General features: G+C 51.7%; 19 protein-coding genes and 6 pseudogenes. 13 read left to right on the forward strand and 12 right to left on the reverse strand.

Annotation, left to right across the window (positions count from 1 at the left end; genetic code table 11):
* Positions 1 to 62: 62 nt before the first annotated feature.
* The 3 genes from JMJ16_RS09920 to JMJ16_RS09930 form a co-directional block, all read right to left on the reverse strand.
* Positions 63 to 1,688: a serine/threonine-protein kinase gene (locus JMJ16_RS09920; protein WP_201382802.1), complete on the reverse strand. Its 1,626-nt coding sequence runs from the start codon at positions 1,686 to 1,688 to the stop codon at positions 63 to 65.
* Between the two features lie 1,333 nt (positions 1,689 to 3,021).
* The gene (locus JMJ16_RS09925) at positions 3,022 to 3,300 is read right to left on the reverse strand and encodes a tetratricopeptide repeat protein (RefSeq protein ID WP_236601350.1); all 279 of its coding nucleotides are present in this window, start codon (positions 3,298 to 3,300) and stop codon (positions 3,022 to 3,024) included.
* Entirely contained in the window at positions 3,200 to 3,433 is a 234-nt protein-coding gene (locus JMJ16_RS09930) for a hypothetical protein (RefSeq protein ID WP_201380825.1), read from the reverse strand. Before JMJ16_RS09930 ends, JMJ16_RS09925 begins: the two co-directional genes overlap by 101 nt.
* Positions 3,434 to 3,674: 241 nt before the next feature.
* Between JMJ16_RS09930 and JMJ16_RS09935 the strand changes: the two genes are divergently transcribed.
* The 5 genes and pseudogenes from JMJ16_RS09935 to JMJ16_RS09955 form a co-directional block, all read left to right on the forward strand.
* Positions 3,675 to 4,538, forward strand: a complete 864-nt coding sequence (locus tag JMJ16_RS09935; RefSeq protein WP_201380827.1) for a helix-turn-helix transcriptional regulator — start codon at positions 3,675 to 3,677, stop codon at positions 4,536 to 4,538.
* Between the two features lie 1,092 nt (positions 4,539 to 5,630).
* Complete coding sequence (locus tag JMJ16_RS09940) at positions 5,631 to 5,951, forward strand: PadR family transcriptional regulator (protein WP_201380829.1); 321 nt, start codon at positions 5,631 to 5,633, stop codon at positions 5,949 to 5,951.
* Positions 5,935 to 6,282, forward strand: coding sequence for a DUF1048 domain-containing protein (locus tag JMJ16_RS09945; protein ID WP_201380831.1), 348 nt, complete (start codon positions 5,935 to 5,937; stop codon positions 6,280 to 6,282). The genes JMJ16_RS09940 and JMJ16_RS09945 overlap by 17 nt, the downstream gene beginning before the upstream one ends.
* 10 nt (positions 6,283 to 6,292) lie before the next feature.
* The gene (locus tag JMJ16_RS09950; protein ID WP_201380833.1) at positions 6,293 to 6,643 is read left to right on the forward strand and encodes a DUF1048 domain-containing protein; all 351 of its coding nucleotides are present in this window, start codon (positions 6,293 to 6,295) and stop codon (positions 6,641 to 6,643) included.
* Positions 6,644 to 6,655: 12 nt separating this feature from the next.
* A pseudogene (locus tag JMJ16_RS09955) lies at positions 6,656 to 6,898 on the forward strand (ATP-binding cassette domain-containing protein); the annotation flags it as partial.
* 101 nt (positions 6,899 to 6,999) lie between these two features.
* Here JMJ16_RS09955 and JMJ16_RS09960 read toward each other — a convergent pair.
* The 4 genes from JMJ16_RS09960 to JMJ16_RS09975 all read right to left on the reverse strand — a co-directional run bounded on the left by JMJ16_RS09960 (position 7,000) and on the right by JMJ16_RS09975 (position 10,391).
* A complete protein-coding gene (locus JMJ16_RS09960) occupies positions 7,000 to 7,854 on the reverse strand; it encodes a carboxylesterase (RefSeq protein ID WP_201380842.1) in 855 nt (284 codons plus the stop codon).
* 104 nt (positions 7,855 to 7,958) lie between these two features.
* A complete protein-coding gene (locus JMJ16_RS09965; RefSeq protein WP_201380844.1) occupies positions 7,959 to 8,420 on the reverse strand; it encodes a cupin domain-containing protein in 462 nt (153 codons plus the stop codon).
* Between the two features lie 34 nt (positions 8,421 to 8,454).
* Positions 8,455 to 9,573, reverse strand: a complete 1,119-nt coding sequence (locus JMJ16_RS09970) for an alpha/beta fold hydrolase (protein WP_201380846.1) — start codon at positions 9,571 to 9,573, stop codon at positions 8,455 to 8,457.
* A 62-nt stretch (positions 9,574 to 9,635) separates the two neighbouring features.
* The gene (locus tag JMJ16_RS09975) at positions 9,636 to 10,391 is read right to left on the reverse strand and encodes an SDR family oxidoreductase (RefSeq protein ID WP_201380848.1); all 756 of its coding nucleotides are present in this window, start codon (positions 10,389 to 10,391) and stop codon (positions 9,636 to 9,638) included.
* A gap of 275 nt (positions 10,392 to 10,666) precedes the next feature.
* Between JMJ16_RS09975 and JMJ16_RS53940 the strand changes: the two are divergent.
* The 3 genes and pseudogenes from JMJ16_RS53940 to JMJ16_RS10000 form a co-directional block, all read left to right on the forward strand.
* Positions 10,667 to 12,628, forward strand: a pseudogene (locus tag JMJ16_RS53940) (tetratricopeptide repeat protein); the annotation flags it as partial.
* 62 nt (positions 12,629 to 12,690) lie between these two features.
* A pseudogene (locus JMJ16_RS56890) lies at positions 12,691 to 12,918 on the forward strand (tetratricopeptide repeat protein); the annotation flags it as partial.
* Positions 12,892 to 13,743 (forward strand): tetratricopeptide repeat protein, encoded by an 852-nt coding sequence (locus JMJ16_RS10000; RefSeq protein ID WP_374228997.1) that lies wholly within the window; start codon positions 12,892 to 12,894, stop codon positions 13,741 to 13,743. The pseudogene JMJ16_RS56890 and the gene JMJ16_RS10000, both read left to right, overlap by 27 nt.
* Before the next feature lie 77 nt (positions 13,744 to 13,820).
* Here JMJ16_RS10000 and JMJ16_RS10005 read toward each other — a convergent pair.
* Positions 13,821 to 14,531, reverse strand: a pseudogene (locus JMJ16_RS10005) (IS6 family transposase).
* A 48-nt stretch (positions 14,532 to 14,579) separates the two neighbouring features.
* On the opposite strand from JMJ16_RS10005, the pseudogene JMJ16_RS10010 reads away from it, so the two are divergent.
* Positions 14,580 to 14,765: pseudogene (locus JMJ16_RS10010) on the forward strand (IS6 family transposase); the annotation flags it as partial.
* Positions 14,766 to 15,415: 650 nt separating this feature from the next.
* Here the strand turns inward: JMJ16_RS10010 and JMJ16_RS10015 are convergent.
* The 3 genes and pseudogenes from JMJ16_RS10015 to JMJ16_RS10020 all read right to left on the reverse strand — a co-directional run bounded on the left by JMJ16_RS10015 (position 15,416) and on the right by JMJ16_RS10020 (position 16,235).
* Positions 15,416 to 15,670 (reverse strand): helix-turn-helix domain-containing protein, encoded by a 255-nt coding sequence (locus tag JMJ16_RS10015; protein ID WP_374228998.1) that lies wholly within the window; start codon positions 15,668 to 15,670, stop codon positions 15,416 to 15,418.
* Positions 15,647 to 15,888: pseudogene (locus JMJ16_RS56895) on the reverse strand (recombinase family protein); the annotation flags it as partial. The pseudogene JMJ16_RS56895 and the gene JMJ16_RS10015, both read right to left, overlap by 24 nt.
* Positions 15,885 to 16,235 carry a Tn3 family transposase gene (locus JMJ16_RS10020; RefSeq protein WP_201380852.1) on the reverse strand — a complete coding sequence of 117 codons (351 nt, stop codon included), beginning with the start codon at positions 16,233 to 16,235 and terminating at the stop codon, positions 15,885 to 15,887. The pseudogene JMJ16_RS56895 and the gene JMJ16_RS10020, both read right to left, overlap by 4 nt.
* Positions 16,236 to 16,385: 150 nt before the next feature.
* On the opposite strand from JMJ16_RS10020, the gene JMJ16_RS10025 reads away from it, so the two are divergent.
* The 4 genes from JMJ16_RS10025 to JMJ16_RS10040 all read left to right on the forward strand — a co-directional run bounded on the left by JMJ16_RS10025 (position 16,386) and on the right by JMJ16_RS10040 (position 20,058).
* A complete protein-coding gene (locus tag JMJ16_RS10025; protein ID WP_201380854.1) occupies positions 16,386 to 17,291 on the forward strand; it encodes an N-acyl homoserine lactonase family protein in 906 nt (301 codons plus the stop codon).
* A complete protein-coding gene (locus JMJ16_RS10030) occupies positions 17,278 to 17,733 on the forward strand; it encodes a MarR family winged helix-turn-helix transcriptional regulator (RefSeq protein ID WP_201380856.1) in 456 nt (151 codons plus the stop codon). The genes JMJ16_RS10025 and JMJ16_RS10030 overlap by 14 nt, the downstream gene beginning before the upstream one ends.
* Positions 17,734 to 17,800: 67 nt before the next feature.
* Positions 17,801 to 18,247, forward strand: a complete 447-nt coding sequence (locus JMJ16_RS10035; protein WP_201380858.1) for an SRPBCC family protein — start codon at positions 17,801 to 17,803, stop codon at positions 18,245 to 18,247.
* A 596-nt stretch (positions 18,248 to 18,843) separates the two neighbouring features.
* A complete protein-coding gene (locus JMJ16_RS10040; RefSeq protein WP_236601353.1) occupies positions 18,844 to 20,058 on the forward strand; it encodes an IS110 family transposase in 1,215 nt (404 codons plus the stop codon).
* A gap of 575 nt (positions 20,059 to 20,633) precedes the next feature.
* Here JMJ16_RS10040 and JMJ16_RS10050 read toward each other — a convergent pair.
* A complete protein-coding gene (locus tag JMJ16_RS10050; RefSeq protein ID WP_201380860.1) occupies positions 20,634 to 21,017 on the reverse strand; it encodes an FAD-binding oxidoreductase in 384 nt (127 codons plus the stop codon).
* Positions 21,018 to 21,054: the final 37 nt, after the last annotated feature.

Below are 21,054 nucleotides of genomic sequence, written 5' to 3' on the forward strand. Positions count from 1 at the left end.
ACGATTCGAGGTTTTTTTGAATGCAATTTGTGGAAAGAGGCGCTGGAACTATAGGCCCTCTTTTACTTGCTTAAAATATCCATTGATGCGTTAATCAGGTGTTTGAGGTTTTGTAATCCACTTACGTTGTTCTGACTAAGCCTAGCTCTAATCCTAACATGAGTAATCCAAAGAGTACATCCGCTCACAATGAGTAAGAAAATACCCAGAATAACCATATTTTTGTTGGTATTTGTAGGTGTACTGGTTATCCCACCAATTATTGCTATGGCTAAACCAAATAATAGAGCAACGCCTTCAATAATTCCCACTACAATGTATTCAGCTCGCTGAGCCTTTGTGATAGGAAAGATACTACTATTGGAACGTACAAGAAGAATGCTTGTTAAGCCGAACAATAACAGAAAACCATCCATACTAACGTTGATAAATATTCCACCTGGAATAAATCTCGCATTGAGGAGCCCCACAATAACACTGAAGATAAAAAAAAGCCCCAAAATCATTCCTGCAATAGAGACTCCTGTCCCAAATGGAAATCTTTTTGTGTGAATTGCTCCATACATTATCTCAGGTTGTATCTGTATTTGATTTTGGTGTTGTGCAGAAGCAAATTTCGGGTGCGAGGGCAAGGATTGCTTCGATGCAGGTAGGGATGGGGCAGGCTGTTTAGGCTTTGCGGATACAGCCAGAGGATGTGCTGTTTGTTTAAGTCGAGATGGCATATATGGATTGTTTGTGAATATTGATGATGTTGGGTTGTTGGCGTTCTGTAAGACCTGTTGTACTTCCTGAATGCTCGCTGGACGTTTACTCTCGTCCAACTCTAACATTTGCATAATGAGATCGGTAAAGGTCTCAGGAAGAGTGGATACAAGTGATTGCAGCGGTGGAAAGCGAAACGGAGACTGCGAAGGATCATAGCCAGAAGTCATCTCGTAGAGAGTGGCCCCCAGACTGTAAATATCCGAGTGTGTGGTGGTTTGTGCCTTCCCATATTGCTCGGGTGGTGCATAGCCTGCAGATCCGTAGTTGGCAGTGTCTTTGGCTTGACCTGGTTTAAAGTGGCGCGCGATACCAAAATCAATCAAGTAGATACACCCATCCGTACCACGCATAATATTGCCGGGCTTCAAATCCCGAAAAATAATTGGGGGCTGATGGGAGTGGAGATAACTCAGGACGTTGCACAACTCTTGTCCAATACGGAGCACTTCATCAAGCGGTAACTTCTGGCCTGGAGCATGCGCCAAGTAGTCCTCTAATGTCTCTCCCTGAATAAAACTCATGACTAAATACCAACGCCCACTCTCCTCGAAGTAATCATAAATACTGGGCAGGTTGGGATGCTGTAAGCCAGCCAAAAGATGTGCCTCATGCTTAAAACTCTCCACCGCTTCTTGTGATTGCTGACCATTGGTTTGGCTCATCTCTTTTACTGCAACTAGGCGGTCTCCTAACGAGGTATCCTGAGCCAGATAGACCGCACCCATGCCGCCCTGGCCGACTACCTGCAATACACGATAACGCTGTTTGAGAAAGGTTTGGGTTGGTAACTGACCTGTGAGCAAAGATGGATCTGGTACAACGGTAGTTGACAGGAAAGCATAGCCACAAGAGAGGCAAAACTGCTCGCTGTCAACATTTTGTGCGCCACAATGGGGACAGAAGATAAGAGAAGCAGCCATACAATACACAACTCCTCTCGTTTAACTCTACGTTGTTTTCGCGTTGACAATGCGGAAACGTAGAAGTTATGCGAGGCAATTTAGTTATACAAGTAAACATCTTTATATTAAATGAAGGCAGTTGCGAACGCAATAGGTTATCGTGAAATTGGGCAGCGTTTGGACATAGAAAGGGCATCTTCTGTTCTTAGACCGTAACTACTCAGGTACGGGACGCGCGAGGCGCAGCGCTGCGTGGAGGAGTGGTTATTGTCTGGGGATGGAAGTGTAGAGGCGTTGGCCGATAGCCTTGCCTATTCCTATAATCCAGGACAACCTGCGAAAGGGCCCAGAGATGTTCAGTTGACGCCCTCGGGGATGATGAAGAAAACCTGCGAAGGGTGGCACCCATGCAGGTCTCGCTGCTCACCACCTCCACCCGGTAACCCATTACCGCTTTGTTACCACCTTGGAGGTCCAGGTGCTTTCTTCTTTGCACCAGGGAACCTCACGAGAACCTCATAGACAAATCTCACGGCCTCAGCACCGGAGAGAAAAACTCACTGACAAATCTCACAGACTCAGCAGCAGCAGCAGCCAATCCCTTCCCACACCCACTCCCTCCTCCCGCTCGCACACTTCTTCCCATTTCATAGCTTGGTATTCGTATGCCTGGTCCGTTTTAGTACATGAGAATAAAAATGCAATCAAGGGTCCCACGAAAACACAACCTATGGCCTAATACTACTTTGGCAGTTTCTAATGGACGAGCTACATAGAGAGCACAAAACCTCACGCTCATGCTCAGCCTTAATTCTTTGCTCCAAGCTCACATCTACAAATCTACCAAAGTAGTACTAAGAGGAGACGCATGAAAAACAACACATCTTTCGATGAGCAAAAGACTGAAATCAAAACACCCAGAAGCCAAACCTGGTGGCAGCGATGGAAACATCTCGTCCATGTATCCACCTCGGTCATGGTCGTTGGAATACTCCTAGGATGGGGATTCATCAAGGGAGGAGCTGCCCTGATCTCGAACCATCTGTCCTTTGGAGCGATCGTTGAGCAGATAGGGGCATCTATCATCATTGGAGGGATTTCCTCACCACTGTGGCTCAGCCTTTTTCTCTTCTTTGGCTTGAGAAAGAGGCAGAAGTAAGCAGGTGGGCTACACCCATTATTCCGGACAGCCATCCAAGTTGTCAGCGCCGGCGTAATTCCGAGCCGATTTGGGAGTGTTTTACTCAATGGCTGGGCGAGTATAGCACGCTTCTCAAGAAGCCATAAAATCTGTCAAACCCCTGGCGAGAGTCCTCAAGGACCCTCGCCGCCTCGGGATGCGCGCTGGTCCTCATGTTTTCTCACTGATCGCCTGTGCACGCTGATACAGGGAACTTGCCTCTGCGTGGCGGCCCTGTTTGTCGTAGAGTCCAGCTAAGTTATTGAGTATAGTGCAGGTATCAGGATGCATCGCACCCGGTGACCTTTCACAAATGGCCAGCGCACGCTGATACAGTGGTTCCGCCTCCTCATAGCGTCCCTGGTCCGTCAGCGGCGGCTTGCTCGACAATACCTGCCAAGTCCCATCCCAACCGATCTCCGTCTGTGCCCATCGATACTTTGTAGACATCGCCCAGATTGAGTGAGATCGCATACACCCGAACCAGCGCCTCTGATGGTGTAGAAGTTGGGCGCTCAACTTCGCGTATCGCCAGGCGTCCGGCGGCCTGAGGATCAACGACAATTGCTTGTATTGAACTCATCTGTTTCTCCTGAATACTCTCTGCTGGAGAGGAATCTTTTGTATGTGGTTTGGTCTCTGCCCTCTTCTCCAGACCGTTCATGCGCCTGGAACATTGAGGGGAAGCTAGACCATGCAGTCTGGCTGGTGTTATTATGGAACAGTATCCCTGCTGTAAACAGGAGTGTGCCGAACATAGGTGTAGGAGTAATAGTTTCAGACGCCGAAAGACGGCAAGAGAGCAAGAGAGCAAGAAAGAAGAGATGAGAGAAACAGTGAAGCGCCGTGCGCAACTTGCCGATTTTTTGAAAACCCGTCGTGCCCGTCTGCATCCAGAGCAGTTTGATCTCCCAAATTATCCCAGGCGTCGAAAGCCCGGACTTAGACGAGAAGAACTCGCCGGGCTCGTTGGAGTGGGCGTTTCCTGGTACACATGGCTCGAACAAGGCCGGGATATTAATGTCTCCGATCAGATTCTTTCCCGCCTCGCAGACATCTTGCAATTGAATGAGCAGGAGCGCAGCCATCTGTTTCTCCTGGCACGAGGTCCGCTTCCGCTCCCAGATGAGCAAGGCGGTGAGAACCTGTTGCAGAACGCAGACTATCAGGCCATTCTCGATGGATGGGACATCTACCCGGCACTTCTCGTCGATCGACATTTGAATGTGATCGCATGGAATGAAAGTGCCAACTGCGTTTTTGGCGATTTCTCTGGTCGTTCTGAGCGAGATCGCAACGCAGTCTGGTCCACCTTTATGGACCCCTCGCAACGAGAACGCCTCGTGCATTGGGAACATGCGGCACGGCGAAGCATAGCGCTCTTGCGCGCAAGGAGTGACCGCTATGCCAATGAGCCATGGTTTCGAGAGCTCATTACTGATTTGCACCAGGCTAGTCCCGAATTTCGCGCCTGGTGGCCTGAGCATGACATTCTCTTCACGTGTCACGATCAGAACGAAATCAATCATCCACTGATCGGCTCCCTTGTGTTCCAAGGAACGACCCTTGTCATGCCCGAACGTCCTGACTTACAGATCATGGTTCATACGCCACTCCCGAAAGTCGACACAACGACGAAACTCAGAGCATTAATGACCGGAAAGAGCCATTTCCCTCTGAGAAAATGAAAGCATTTTGGAAGATCGGTATGGCATCGGTATTGATTGCTGCTTGCTGCTTATACGAGCATGCTTGTTCTCTGGGTACAGAGAGTTAAAGGTCACTCACACGCACGAGAAGCAAAAGCAGCCCTCGTCGTTACTGGTTTGGGAACGTCATGCCAGAGAAAAATGCCGTCCTAGAAAAAAACGGGAATGTCGGGGCCATGGCTTCGAGCGTTTTCTGGTAAATAGCGCGAATGTTCGACGGTTTTTCAGGTGAATGTTAGGAAATCAGCGCGAAACATGGGAATCGACCATTCATCGCCTGAGAAAGCCGCTCTACAAGCGGACGTTTGCACACCGTTTTTGTAAATTCACAGTACCATGGTTCGCCTCACTGTGATTTGACTTGATGGCCCTGAGTTAAGATAGCCATCCTCTAGCCGCAAACTGGATAAATGCGGCACTGTTTGGCCTGATTGAGCCTGAAAATGGCCCTGGTTATCGGTTCAGTTGGATTATCGGCACAGTTTTTTTGCGAGAGAAGGACGGTCACTGTGCCGATACCATCCCGCAAGACGGTGAAAACTGCGCCGATAAGACCAGTATGCGGCACAGTTTTCACGAAACTGGACCGAACGTATCTACCCTGCGGCAAATTGGGTCGCTCCTTAACTCAGAGCTTCATATCGTTTGTGCTCAAGGAATGGATCACTTCTGCCATCATAAACTCAGCATTCACCAAACTTGTGTATGAGCCACATTATGCTTTAACGTTCAGATCCTTATTGCGCTTGTCAGCGAGGCAGCAATGAAAACGCCAATGGGCTCTTACGGGAATCTCTCCCAAAAGGGATTGATCTTGGATCAGTTTCTCAATCAGGTCTTTCACATCTTGTACGCTTGATCAATGATCGGCCTCGGAAATGCCTTGGGTGGCATTCTGCTTACACTTCATTCTTGGCCGAAATTGGGACCATGTCGCACTTTACTTGACAATCCATTATTTTTCTCTTGACGCTCACACTACTAAGTGTTACAATATAGTGGTACTAAGTAGTACTTCATATCGGTGACACTGATTAGTAAGGAGGTGTCGACACGGATAAATTAACTGAAATGCTCAAAGGTGTCCTGGAAGGGTGTGTCCTTGAAATTATCAACCGAGGAGAGACCTACGGTTATGAAATCACACGAAAGCTCAACGCTTTGGGCTTTACAGACGTGGTGGAGGGAACGGTTTATACCATCCTTATCAGGCTTGAAAAAAATAAGCTGGTGGAGATTACGAAAAAGTCGTCCGACATGGGGCCGCCCCGAAAGTTTTTTACGTTAAACGACGCGGGCCGTGAGGAACTGTGCCAGTACTGGAAAAGGTGGGAGTTCCTATCATCAAAAATCAAAGAGTTAAAGGAGAAAAACCATGAATTCTTGGGATAAAATCACAGGCAACGACATGACGAGAGAATTGAAGACTTTTGAGGCGCGCGCAAAAAAACTTCCCACTGATTATCAAGCGGCATGGGGAGAAATTCAGGCCAATCTTTGGCCTCATACAGATTTCACCGGACGTAACCTCATGCCGATTCTTGATCGTGTGCTTGGCCTGCTCGAAGAAGCGGTGGCGGATGGCCAGAGCGCCCGGGAGGTTCTGGGCGACGATATCGCGGGCTTCAGTTCGGCGTTGGCGGGCTCGGAGGGGGCAAAGTCTTATCGCGACAAGTGGCGCGAGCAACTCAACAATACTATCGCTAGAAAATTAGGCAAGTAGGAGAATAACAATGAGCATACGAGATCTCATCGAAGGCAAAAAAGCGTGGCGAGCGCATATGGCACGTGTCAAGGCGCTCCCACAAGAGTATCAGATTGTTTACAAAGAGATTCAAAAATATCTCTTTAAGGTCGGGCCTGTCGAGCTAACCGAGGGGACTGATTTGCTCTCGGGGATTGTCGATCTTTTTGAGGAGGGCGCAGCCGTTGGGAAAGGTGTACTCGAAGTGACAGGCAGAGATGTGGCAACTTTCTGTGATGATCTCATCGAGGGTTCAAAAACATATGCCGACGTCTTTAAGGAATCAATTGGCCAAGAAGTCGCCAAGACCATGAAAAAAGGTACGGATAAAGATCATTGAGGGGGGATCGGTATGGAAAATGCGATTGAAGTGACGAGCCTGCGAAAATCTTTCGCAGGCGCGAAAGGCGCGAAAACCAGAGTCCTGAGAGGCGTAGATTTCAACGTCCGCAAAGGCGAGATATTCGCCCTGCTCGGCTCAAACGGCGCTGGCAAGACGACGACCATAAACATCCTTTCGACACTGCTGAAATTCGACGAAGGAACCGCGGCAGTGAACGGTTTTGACCTGGTTTCGCAACCTGAGAAGGTACGAACAGACTAGATGAACCGCTCTCTCTGCTGGACTCGATCTCGCATGAAGAACAAACGGCTTGTTTGCCTGTTCCACAACTGGCGTGCGTTCCTCTTGACAGACTACTGGCCGATCGAGAGGTGCCCTGCGATGAAGGCAAACGCGATCTCGGCCACTTCTCGCCAGCCATGGTCAATGGTGAGTGAGTGCCCGCGACCGGGTATTTCACGGAACTCCGTGACTGAGGAATTGTGTTGCTGCAATTTGTATGCTGCTTTGACAACTGCCAGCGGGACGGTATGATCTTGTTCGCCTGCGATGAGCAAGAGGGGTCCACGTTGGGGGTTTCTGGTGTTGACCTGATCTTCTGTCCACGGGTTCAGGTTGGCGGCAGCGGCCTGGAAGAGAGGTGTTCCGGAGCCAGGGACCGCGTACCGGTCGTAGAGTTGGTGGGCTTCCTCTTCCGAGAGCGCGTTGGTAAAGCCGTAGCGAAACTGCTCGTAGGTCAGTGCGACAGCCCGATGATAGTTGAAAGGATTCGAGAGAACCGGCGCACCGGACTTGAGTTCGGAGAGCGGCACGGGCAGCACGCCACGGAACCCGGCCGGGTCGATGGCGACCGTCACCGCCGAGAGACCCTCATCGGCCAGTTGTTGAGCGATGAGGCCACCGAAGGAATGTCCGATTACAGCAGGCTTCCTCTTGAGCTGACCGAGCGCCTGAGCATAGTAATCGGTGACCTGCTTGATCCGCTTGTGAGCAAAGACCTCCGGGTTCTCATTGGCCTCTGCGACGGTCTCCGGGTCATCGGGCCAGCCTGGCGCGAGCGTCGTGTAGCCCCGTTCTTCGAAGAACGGGCGCCAGTTGTCCCAACTGGATGCCAGGAGATAGAGGCCGTGGACGAATACCGCTGGCTGCAATCCCGAAGCGTTGGCGCGGTCGATTTGTTGTTGTTCATGGATCGTAAGATATGTCATGTCGTCCTCCTTTGGTTGGGTCATTGGACATTGTTTCACTGAATGAGAAGTACCCCCTACAATGGACATCCTGTTTCAGCAACAGGAAAAGGAAAGCGACGGGACTATTCCGTCAGAGGGGGGCCGGTCACCACCAGACCATACTTGGCCGCAAGAGCTGTGAGCGCTTGCATATCCAACTGCGGAGCCAGATAGAGGGGATGTAGCCCTTCAAAGAACCCTCGCAGCCCACCTGGAAGAAAGGTGACGAGCATCTTTCCCGCCGTTAATCCACGCCAGGCATGTGACACGCCTCCGGGAATGCGCAGAGAGGTTCCCGCTGAAGCGGTAAACACCTGTTCCCCCAGTTTTACCCGATAAGTCCCTTCCAGAATGTAGAGGAGTTCCTCTTGCTGATGGGTATGTTCAGGTGGTCCCACTTGCGGGAGCGTGATCGTGACTGCCTGATCGAAGAGGCCATTGGTGGTTTCCCCCGTGGCTTTCCAAATCCAGTACTCGCCGCTGGCTTCAAAGGTGGTCTCTCCTTCGTTCGCGCTCAGAACGAGCGATGCCATGTTTGTGGTCATAAAAGGTCTCCTTTTCTTTTTCTTCCCGTCTATTTTACTTCTTGCTGAGGAAGGCGAGAAGCTGGTCTACGAATGCTTGCGGTTGCTCTTCAGGGATCCAATGGCCTGAGCCGGTGACCACACCTCCTGTGACGTTGGTCGCATAGCTTGTAACCTGTGTTCCCACAGCAGCGCCGAGGCTGTGGTCCGCCCCCAGCGCAAGCACTGGCATTCGCAACTTCTTCTTGCCATAGATTTTTATCTGCTCTGCGTCCGTTTGAAAGGAACTGAAATAGCTGATGTAAGCATGCAGATGTGCAGGATTTTGCCAGTAGTGCGCATAGAGTGCTATCTCCGCTTGCGTGATGCTCCCCTGGACCTGTACAGGAACGCTGTTCTGGAAGAACTGAGTTAAAAAGGCTGCTTCACGTCCCTGGATGAGTTTTTCAGGCATCTGCGGCGTACTGAAAAATCCGAACCACCAGACGCCGGGTCCTTTGGCAGTCAGTGCTGGAAGCGTGTAGATACTCGCATCAGGGATCGGCGCTTCCAGCAGCGCCAGGTGTTTCACATTGGTGGGATAAAGCGCTGCATACGCATAAGCGACCATCAGCCCAACATCATGACCGACTAGATTGATGGGTCCAAGGCCGAGTTGCGAGACAAGCCCATGGATATCCCTGGCCATCGTTGCCTTGTCGTACCCTGTCGATGGCGCGTCTGTCTGGCCTGCACCCCGCATATCAGGAGCAATCACCCGGTAATGTTTGGCAAGATCGGGAAGCACTTTATGCCACGTGTACCAGGTTTCTGGAAACCCGTGGAGCAGCACCAATGGCTGTCCCTTTCCACCGCTGACATAATGCATGCGAATGCCATTGGTCATGGCGAAACTTTCAGTAAAGCCCTCTGGCAGAAGAGAGGATGCCTTCTGAGCCTGAGCAATCGAGGTGTGACCTCCTTCCTGAGCGTGTACAGCCGAGGAGAAACTTCCTGCGAACAGCACGATACTGAAAAGCAAAACCAGTGTGAGTTGCCATCTCCAGCGCTGGCCCGCTCCTCCAGGCGCAGACGTGAGGCTCGTGAACCAACCTCGTTGCATCTGCTGCTGCTGTTCATCCGAGATCTTGCTCGTTCTCCTCTTCCTGACATGGTGAAAGATATCTGTTTTCATGAAACAATCTCCTGTTTTTCTTCTCTGGTAGCAACCAGAACAGCATACTTTCTTTGCCCGATTTAAATGGTATTCAAGAGCCAGCCACCGTCTGCCGCGATCTCCGATCCCACCACAAAAGAGGAATCATCTGAAGCAAGAAACAGCGCGACTCTGGCCACTTCTTCTGCCTGGCCCAGGCGTTTGAGGGGAGAATGGTTGATGCGTGCCCTGTCCTGAGCCTGCAGGATCTCTTGTGAAGACCCTGAGCGGGTTAACAAGCGGGTTGCGGTGGGGCCAATCGTGATGGTATTGACCCGAATACCACGACCGATAAGCTCTGCCGCCAGTGCTCGCGACAGCGCGTGTATCGCTCCTTTGCTGGCAGTATAGAGCGAACTATCGACGATGCCTGTCAGAGCGTTGACCGATCCATTGAAGATGATGGATGCTGGCTCATTGAGAAAAGGGAGAACCTTCTGGACGGTGAAATACGCTCCCTTAAAATTAACGTTCAGCATCTCGTCAAACGCCGCTTCATCTACCTCTTCCAGAGAAGCCCCCTTGAAAATGCCTGCGTTGACAAACAGGATATCCAGTTTACCAAACGTCTTATAGGTGCGAGCCATCAACTGATCGATGTCACCGAGCTTCGCAACATCTGCCTGAACCGCCAGCACATCGGAACCCAATTGTCGAGTAACCTCTTCAAGGGTTGCGGGATCCCGCCCAGAAATCACGACTCTCGCTCCATGGGCATGAAAGGCTCTGGCCGTTGCCAAGCCGATCCCACTATTGCCGCCGGTGACTAAAGCCACTTTTCCTGTAAGTGAACGCATACTACTCTTTTCCTTTCGATAGGTGATCTTCCTCTCTGAAAAAGGATACTCTATTGTGCTGCTTTTTCAGAGGGCGTTATCGGTCTTTCAAGTGACCTTTTTCCGTCGCTTTCAAAAGAAACAAGAACGAGAAAAATCTTCGGAGCGTATCGCAGACCATCCAGCGTATCGTATACTATCCAATGGATGACCTTCTTTCCCATCCGATCGAGCAGGAACATCAGGGAAGGATGCTTGAGCGTACCCATCACATGGGGAGATTAGGAGGAAATGCTATGCCAAGGAACGAGTCCTTACGGAAGCTTCGCATCGGGCGCAATTGGCGGCAGCAAGATGTCGCGGACCAGTTGGGCACCACCATTACCACCATTGGGCGTTGGGAACGAGGCGATCAGCAACCCAGCGCCTACTTCCGTGTCAAGCTCTGTACACTCTTTGGGAAGAGCGCCCAGGAGTTAGGCTTGGTGGAAGCGTTTTTATCATCACCAGAGAACAATACCACAGATGCAGCGCAGGCCGTGAGCGCTCCCTCCGAGGAGAGCGCGTTGTGGACGGTGCCCTATGCACGCAATCCCCACTTTACCGGACGCGACGACCTGCTCTCCCAACTGGAGCAGCTCTTTGCTGAGGAGACACCAGACCAGCCGAAGAGCGTTCGCCAGGCCGCCTTGATCCAAACCCAGGCGATGACGGGATTAGGTGGCATTGGAAAGACTCAGATCGCCATCGAATATGCCTATCGCGCACGCGTGCAGGGACGCTATCGCGATATTCTCTGGATCTCTGCGGCAAGTGCAGAGACGATTGTGACCAGCTTTGTTGAGCTTGCGCGTTTGTTGCCAACGCTTGTTCCCCAGGAGGAGACCAATCCACACACCATCATTGCCGCCATCCTGCGCTGGTTAGAACAGCGCGAGCCGCCCTGGCTGCTTCTGGTTGACAACGCCGACGATCTCTCCCTGGTTCAACCCTATCTCCCTCGCCAGGGCAATGGACACATTCTCCTCACCACGAGGGCACACGCCGTTGGTACGCTTGCTTCCTCCGTCGAAGTCGATACGATGGGGATCATGGAAGGAACCCATCTCTTACTGCGACGGGCGCACCGCTTTTCGGCCTCCTCACCCGAGGAAATAGACGAAGCCATCAATGTGGTCATTACCCTGGCACAATTTCCTCTCGCCATCGATCAGGCGGGTGCCTATATTGAAGAGACAGGATGCAGCCTGCATGACTATCTTCACATCTATCAACAGCATCGCTCCGCGTTACTGGCACGGCGTGGGAAGCAGACCACGCCATATCCCGAGTCGGTGGCAACCACCTGGTCCCTTTCGTTTGAGCAGGTGGAACGAAGCAACCCGGCAGCCGCCGAACTGCTCCAGCTCTGTGCCTTTCTCGCCCCGGACCACATCCCAGAAGAACTGCTCACAGAGGGTGCTTCTCATTGGCCTCCTGCACTGGGTGAGGCGGTAACGAATCTCCTCAGCTTTAACCAGATGCTCGAAACCTTGTTGGCCTTTTCTCTGGTAAAACGGCTCTCTGAGGAACGGATGCTGAGTATCCATCGTCTGGTACAGGCTGTCCAAATGGATCGCATGGAAGTCCAGACCCAACGTGCCTGGAGCGAACAGGTGGTGCGTGCCGTGCAGACGGTCTTCCCCCAAGATCCGAAAAACGTGAGCACCTGGCCTCAGTGCCTGCGCTATCTGGAACAGGTCGAGGCGTGCGATACGTTGATCCAGCACCACCAGCTCCTGCTGCCTGAGGCGGCAGATCTGCTGGACCGAACAGGCAGCTACTTTCTTGAACACGCGATGTACACGCAGGCAGAGTCCTTGTACCGGCACGCCCTTGCCATCTGCGAGCAGCGCTTCGGTTTGGAGCATCCTCAGACAGCGGCCAGTCTGAACCACCTGGCGATCCTCCATCGAGACAATGGCAACTATAAGGAGGCGGAGCCATTGTACCTGCGTGCGCTACACATCCGAGAGCAGCAGTTGGGTCCTCATCATCTCGACACCGCTGCCAGCCTGGACAGCCTGGCGAATCTCTATGAGTCACAGAGAATCTACGCCAGGGCGGAACCCTTCTACCAACGTGCGCTACGCATCCGAGAGCAGCAGTTGGGTCCTCACCATCTCGACACCGCTGCCACCCTGTACCACCTGGCGATCCTTTATAGAGATCAGGGGAAATACGAGCAGGCGGAGCCATTGCTTCAGCGAGCATTGCACATCCGAGAGCAGTTCGTACCTCACAATTTCGATACAGCTGCCACTCTGAACTATCTGGGGGGATCTATCAGGATCAAGGCAAGTATGCCGAGGCGGAATCCTTCTACCAACGTGCCTTTGAGATCTTTGAACAACAATTCGGCTCTTCCCATTTTTATACAGCGATGTCTCTGTACAATCTGGCAGCTTTATATACGGAGCAAGGATGGTACAGGGAAGCGGAGCCGTTATGCCAGCGGGCACGAGACCTCTACGAACACCATCTGGGCCCCCTTCATGCTCACACAGCAGATATTTTGGCCTGTCAGGCCATGCTCTCGCTCAAACTGGGCAAGCATGCACAGGCGGAAGCGTTGGCTCTGCGGGCGCTACGCATCCACGAAGAGCATCTGGGGGCTTTCCATCCCTACGCGTCTCTCGATCTGGTGATCCTGGCGAGCCTCTATCGAGACCAGGGGAAATATGCCGAGGCAGAGTCGTTGTTTCTTCGGGCTCTCGCCATCAATGAACAGGCGTTTGTCTCCACCCATCCGCAAGCGGCTCAAGCCTGCTATGAGTTCGCTTTGTTGCGGCATGCACAGGGTCACGACGACGAAGCCCGTTCCCTCTACGAACGCGCACTGGCAGCTCGAACCCACACATTTGGAGCGACACATCCCCGGACCATCGAGGCCCGCGAACGTTTGATGGCGCTGTTGCGGAGCATGGGCAGCACTCAGGAAGCTGCGCAACTGGAGGAAGCCCAACCTCGATCAACACATCTCCCCAGAGAGAGGACTCGCGCCAGCAGGAGAGGGGGATCAATGGAGCAGAGTGCGGCGGTAATCAGTGCAGGGGACGGTGTTCTTCCTGCGTGCCCTCACTGCCAGCAGACGACAGAGAGTATCAAAAGCGGGAAAAATCGGTCGGGGAGTCAGCGATTTCGATGCCGTGCGTGCCAGTTGTACTTTACTCCTGGGCCACGTGTCCGGCAACCCGATCAATCACGCAAAGCCGAGGCTCTCACGCTTGCAGAACAGGGTGTGAGTTATCGTCGTATCGCGAGCCTTCTGGGCGTGCATCATCAAACCGTGAGCGCGTGGATCAGTTCTCCCAGCACGCAGAAGGCAGAATGAGCAAACATATTCTGGCAGTGTTGCAAAAATACGAAGGGGAACACAAAGGACGGAGTTTCACTGTTCTTCTGCTGGGTTTAGATGGCCATTCCGAACAGTTCCGCGATGAATACTGCCTGCCTCAAGCTATCTCCTTTGCTCACTTCTTGCGTCTGTCCTTTTCTCAGCATGTTCATCACCTCATATCCCTGTACAGTTCTCCACGCCGTTTCAAACGAGAAGAATCCCATCCCTGGCTTCACCAGACGTTTGATAAAACGATGATCTTGTTCGATCAGATTGTTCATGTATTTACTCTGCCGGAGTTCACATGGTTGTGGAAGAAGTCCTTCTGCTTTGAGGTCGTTAAGGGCTTTCGGATAAGCAGCGTTCTTGTCGACCGTCATCACGCGGGGAGTCACGGTGTGGCAGGCACGAATGGCTTTCAAGAAGAACGCTTTGGCCGCTTGCGCATCTCATTTGGGACTCAGAAAAGACTCCAGGGTCTTTCCTTGCGAGTCTCCTGCTCGATAGAGAGACATCCACATTCCCTTGACCTTCACGTACGTCTCATCCACCCTCCAGGAATCGGTGGTGATTTTGAGATGCGGGCGACAGCGTTTCTCCAGTTCGGGGGAGTAATGCTGGACCCAGCGGTAGATGGTGGTATGGTCAACAGCCAGGCCACGCTCTCTCATGATCTCTTCCAGATCGCGATAGCTGAGTGCATACCGCAGATACCAACGGACACACAGCAAAATAATCTCGGCTTCAAAATGACGCCATTTGAACGGGGCTTGGCCTGTCATCATACTTCTCATCTCATCTTTTGATTGCATCTTATCTGATGAGTTTTACGAGAGCGAAGCATGCGGCGGTTTACATCACCTGGACAGGCCCAACGCTTCCTCTCAGCCTTTGGACCGATCCTGGATCACTTTCGGCCCAAACGGCACCGTTTCACAGCAGAAGATTACCATACTCTCATGCAGGATCGGTTTCTGATCTGGAACGAGGTAACCAGCGGGAAAACTGCCGCCTAACACCAACCATCCTCTCCAAACCTCCGCTTCTTTTCTGCTCTTCCCCCTTCTTCCTAAAAAGCGCTTCTATTTCTCCGTCAAGTTGACAATACCGCTGCATTTGCAGATCTCAAAGAATTGGGTCATATCGAAAGCAAATGACGTCCGATTGTCAATTTGGGAATGAAATGGGCCTGGCACGGTCTTGGTGAAAACGCCTCTGGAAGGGAGTGAAAGCACCTCTCCTTGTGTTCAGTGTGAGCACATTTCTTTACAGGAAATTTCCTCGGTCACCAAATTGTGCCAGACCCATTAAAGAAACTGGCTCAATCTTGGTGAAAGCATCCTGAGCTTATCTGAGCATGGCGCTTCATTCTCTGCGGAGAAAAAAAGCGCTATGCTCAGATAAGCTCCTCATTCACCTCAATTGGGCTAGAACCGTTTTATTCGTCAGACAACAAGAAACGAACCCCTTTTTGGGGGAGATTACACCAATTTTTTGCCTAATTGGAGTGCGCACCCCTTTCAAGCATCATACGACGAGGTGTCGACGCTATGAACCGTGAGCAGTGCGAGAAGACCTTTACAGATAAGATGGGGTCCCGACATATTTTTCCCGATATTTTCCCGCTAAGGGACTGATAGGGGAAAAGAGATCTTCATCCTTCCCGCTACGCTTGTGATCCCGTTTGTTTCCTTGCCTCCTTGACGTAGCGAAAGAAGGTCGAGCGAGAAATCTCAAGCATGGAGCAAATTTCAGCGACGGAATGCTTCGAGTCTTGGTAGAGATGTCGGGCCAGAGCAACTTTCCCATCAGCAGTTTTTCTCGGCCTGCCGCCGACACGCCCTCTGGCCTTAGCTGCGGCCAAGCCCGCTCTGGTTCTCTCTCGAATGAGATCACACTCAAATTCGGCCAATGCTCCCATCAGGTGAAAAATCAGTTTGCCACCGGGTGTTGTGGTGTCAATGTTCTCCGTTAGGCTGATAAAACTCACGTCTCGCTCATTGAGAGATGAAGTGTCTCGATGAGAGCTTTCAGAGAGCACCCCAAACGGTCGAGCTTCCACACTACGAATATATCCCCTGGTCTGATAAAAGCGAGAGTTTCCTCCAAATCTTTGCGTTCAAATTTGGCTCCCGTCATGGTATCGCTGAAATAGGGGTCAGCGTATCAAAACCTGAAAACTGTACGTTAAGCTGGCGAGCGTGTGGACTCTTCACCGTCAAATCCCAAATAGAATCCCCAGTCAGATTGATATGCTCCCAATCCATCGGAGAGAGATAGGCAAGTTGTTCTGGTGTGATGGCCATCCCCTCTTGTTGGGGTAGAGTTAAGGTTCGTACCACCAGCGGCAAAGTAGGCACGCGATACGTGCCGTTTTGCCAAATGGTTTTGGAACTTGACCACTTTTTGGCCGTTTCAACCAGTTCAATCCTAGCACCAGCAGTCTTTTCGGGCAGAATAGTGCTGACTCCAATGGAAAGAAGCACTATTCTGTTGACCTATCGCAATCTACTTTGCAGCTGGTGGTACGAACCTTAACTCTACCCCTAGTAGATCCCCCTTGACATTCTCATATTCATGACGTATCATTCATGATACGTCATGAATGATAGGAAATCAAAAGAGGAGAATGAACTATGCGTATTCATGCCATCCAGACGGGGACGGTCGCCATTAAAGCGAGACAGGTAAGTGGGAAAGGAAGTGGTTCTCTGCGCCTCATCAATACAATACTCGACAAGGAGTGGACAGAGCCCTTACCCATTTATGTTTGGGTAATTGAACATCCAGAAGGGCTGATCGTTATCGATACTGGTGAGACCGCCCGTGCTGCTGAACCGGGTTATTTCCCCTGGTGGCATCCCTACTACAAGAGTGTACGTGAAGCCATGCGTCCTGAAGAGGAGATCGGGCCGCAACTTCGTACGCTGGGTCTCTCACCCAATGATGTTCGCTGGGTGTTACTGACACATCTGCACACTGATCATGCGGGAGGGCTGCATCATTTCCCGAAATCTCAGATCCTGGTGTCACGTGCTGAGTATCAGGCTGCTCGCGGTTTTAGGGGCCAGGTGAAAGGCTATTTGCCCCAACATTGGCCAACCTGGTTCTCTCCAACATTGATTGATTTCGCTCCTGAGCCGTTTGCATCGTTTCCCCAGAGCTATACGCTGACCAAAGCAGGCGATATTCATCTGGTAGCGACTCCTGGTCATACCCTTGGGCATTACTCGGTTATCTTGCAAGAAAACGACCACGTGCTCTTTTTTGCAGGCGACACATCGTATACGGAGCAGTTGATGCTGGAGCAGTCAGTTGATGGAGTCACATCAAATATCGCCGTCTATCGAGAGACGTCACGCCAGATTCTGGCGTATCTGCAATCAACACCGACCGTCTATCTTCCCAGCCATGATCCTGATGCGTTAGAGCGTTTGGTCACTCGCAAAGCCGCTCTTCCTGTGAGTGCTCAACGAGTCTCTGGGGCGAAAACAGAAGCACATCAATGGAGAACGGAGAAGAAAACCCATGCACCCTGCTGAGGAATTACGCTATCTTATCCTTGCCGCACAACGAGAGGGGAACCGGATATTCACAGAGGCGTTACGCCCCCTTGGTCTTACCTCATCGCAGGCTGAGGTCCTGCGTGTGCTTCAGGATCACCAGCCATTATCACTGATCGCACTTGGGAATATGCTGATCTGTGAGAGTGGCAGTCCGAGCAGGTTAGTCAATAGGTTAGTTGAGATGGGTTTGGTCAAACGGATCCCATCCACAACCAATGGTCGTATGGTAGAGCTGACATTAACCGAAAAAGGAGAAGCAATGGCTCAGCACGTGATGTCAGCAGAAGCAGAACTTCACACGTTACTCATGAGGGCCGCTGAAGGACACAACATCTCTGATTGTCTGGCACTCTTGAGACGTATCGTCGAGGAACGCCCGGCAGGGGAGGCTCTTACACGGCGTATGCAAGAGCGGTAGTTGGCGAACTGCTTCCTTCTCTCACTTACGTTGTTCCCATTCAGAATTGCCAGAGGAGATGTGCATCATGAAATTTTCCAATACCATTCTCATTCGTCGCCCCATTGCTGATGTCTTTGAGTATCTTGCTCATCTTGAGAACTTGCCACAATGGAACTATGCGCTCCAGGAAACGCGGAAAATCTCACCGGGATCTCTCGGAATCGGGAGTGTGTATCAGCAGGTGCGCAGATTGCCTCAACCGATGAAAGAGACTCTGCAAATAACAGCCTACCAGCCAGATCATTCTCTGGTGGTATGTGGAGGTTTCGCTTATTTCCAAGGGCAAAGTACCTATATGCTGGAGTCGCTTACAGATGGAACGAAGCTAACGAATAACGTAGAATTGCATGCTCCTGGAGTACTTGACGTAGTATCAGCGTTGTCTCTTAGGAGCGTACAGCGTGCAGTTGCGCAGAATATGGCTGTTCTTAAAGGGCTGCTTGAAAGGAGCGCCCAAGAGTATTCTGATTGAAAGGCGAGTGCTTTGCCTTCCGCTTTCTGGGGTCAGCGCATCTAAACCTTAGCGTACAGTTTTCAGGTTTAGATGCGCTGACCCCAAATACTTTTCGCATTCTGCTTCTTGTAACGCATCCCTCTGTAACGCCTCATTTTGCTCGTGCTTGGAGATGCGAATATATCCGATCTTCATAGAACCTCTGCTGTAAGTGTCACTTACTCATCTCGCTATGCACAAAACTGATACTTTGATTATGGCACATTTTTTGAGACTGCCCCAGCCATAAGCCCTCGCTCGCAGAGGCGATGCGCTCCCATGCTGGAAAAGCTGATCAGAAAGAGGTATGTCCAGGATGTTAGCATGTGAGTTGCAGAGAGTGCGTCATTTCGGTATCCTTGACAGGTAAAGCTGACGGGGACGCCGAGGGTACGCGGCGTCAGGGTTGGCCCGTTTGCACGGTGGGACACCAAGCCCGATAGGATGTTTGGCCACCCGTCGAATCCGCTAGACTGGGAGCGTGAAAGATCGCAGTCCGTATCGGTGTATGAACACTGCAGAACCCAAATGACGTACTCTTTCGTCCTTGTTCTCACCTGAAAAGGAGGAAATGTATGCTCTCATCTGTCTCCGGAGAACGTTTCGTAGCCCTGGATGTCCATAAGCATTATGTCGTTGTCGGAGCGGTCAATCCCTCCCAGCAGGTGGTCCTTTCCCCACGCCGAGTCGATCTGGATGATTTCCTTTCCTGGAGCCAACAGCATCTTTGCTTGACGGACGCGGTTGTGTTGAAAGCTACCACCAATGCCTGGCATCTCTGTGACCAGCTCCGTCCCCTGGTTTCCTCTGTAACAGTCGCTCATCCCAACCTTGTGAAACTCATTACCACTGCTCGCGTTAAAACCGATGCGCGCGATACGCTGCACCTGGCGCGACTCCTGGCCGCAGGTCTGATTCCTGTGGTGTGGATCCCTCCTCAGGATGTGCGTGAGTTGCGCGGTCTCATCGCGCACCGCGCTCGTTTGATCCGTCAGCGTACGCAGGCCAAGAATCGACTGCGCAGCACCTTACATCGTTACAACATCGCCCCACCAGCTGGAGGGCTCTTTCTTCAGGCTCAGCACCCCTGGTGGGAGAACCTTTCCCTCTCAGCGGTTGAGAAGCTACGCATCCGCCAGGATTTGAGCTTGTTAGAGAACTTAGAGCCATTGATTGGAGAAGTGGAAACGGAGCTGACGCGCTTAAGTGGGACCGAGCCGTGGGCCAGCCAGGTGGTTTTTCTGCTCCAGGTGCCCGGCATTGGAGTCATCAATGCGCTCATTCTGCTGGCGGCGATCGGGGATATTACGCGTTTTCCCAGCGCGAAGCAGCTTGTGGGATATGCTGGCCTGGGAGCGAGTGTCCACGCTTCTGGGCAGACCTACCAAACCGGCCACATTACCAAGCAGGGACGAAAGGAAATGCGGGCAGCGCTCGTTGAAGCGGCCTGGATGGCGGTCGAGCACCATCCTCATTGGAAAGACCAGTTCGAGCGACTAGCGATGCGGATTGGCAAGAGGAAAGCCATTGTGGCCATTGCTCGCAAGCTGCTCGTGATCATCTGGCATGTGCTTTCCAAACAGGAAGCTGATCGGCATGCTGATCAGGCGATGGTGACTCGGGCGATTATGGAATGGGCGCGCAACAAATCGACCGCGACGCGGCAAGGGCTTTCTCGTGTCGAGTTCGTGCGCCGCGAGCTGGATCGGGTCGGAATCGGGGCTGAGATGGAGAGCTTCGTGTTCAATAGCCGAACTTACCATTTACCGGCATCGGCTCGTTCGGGCTAACCCTGCCAAAATTGACAAGGAAGCGAGCTCCGCTCGTCCTCCCATCACGTTTCTGGAAGAGATCACAGCAAATGCTGTGAGACTAGGGGATTTTGTGCCTGGCGAGAGGCAGCGTACCACGTTTTCTCTTTTTCTTCCCTCTTGACAGGGTACTTCATCGGTTCGTGCAAAAATCTATCATAAGCCTCTAGAAACGCTTCACAGGCCATTCGAGGCGATGGCAGAAGAAACAAAGGCGCGAGTGAGAAATGCATGAAATATATGATAAAACTGCTTTTATGACACTTCCTGAAGAGAGTCATGAGCCATATTTCAGGACATCTGCACGCTCTGATAGATTTTTGCACGAATCCTAGTCATACCTCAACAAGTAGCCAATTCTGCTTTTGTGTTGCTTGTTGTTTTACTCATGATTTAAATCTTCCTCCTCGCCCTCTGTTATCTTGACAGATCAGCATCAATATCCCACGGAGTGCGCAATGAGATGGACATCGGCAGCCGAGTCCTACCTCAACGAGACACGGTCCGGGTCTGTCTCCCTTTGCGTGATTCTCAAATTGAACGGCAAACTCAGATCAGTGGAGCTTCGCAGCTAAAGCCGATGAATGAGTATGCCCCCCCTGAACATGGGCCGTACGCGCTCCTGGATCGATGGCAACTGCCCTCATCTGAGAGCAATCGATCACGATGCCATTCTCGGAGAGGGCTCGTCCTGCAAAGTCGTTTCCTCCTCCAAGAACAGAGAGTGGCAGGCCATGCGAACGCGTCCACTGAACCGTGTGAATGACATCTTGCGTATTCGCGCAGCGAACGAACGCAGCTGGATGGATGTCGACCTTTCCATTCCAGAGTTGGCGCACGTGTTCATAGGCTCCATCCCCGGGGAGGATGAGTTGACCCGTAAGGGGGGCGAGAAGGTCTGCGAAAAAAGAATGATCATATCTATGAATGGTTGACATTTCTTCTTCCTTTCCTGTTCGTTTCATTTTTAAAAGT

The organism is Ktedonobacter sp. SOSP1-52 (genome assembly GCF_016587395.1).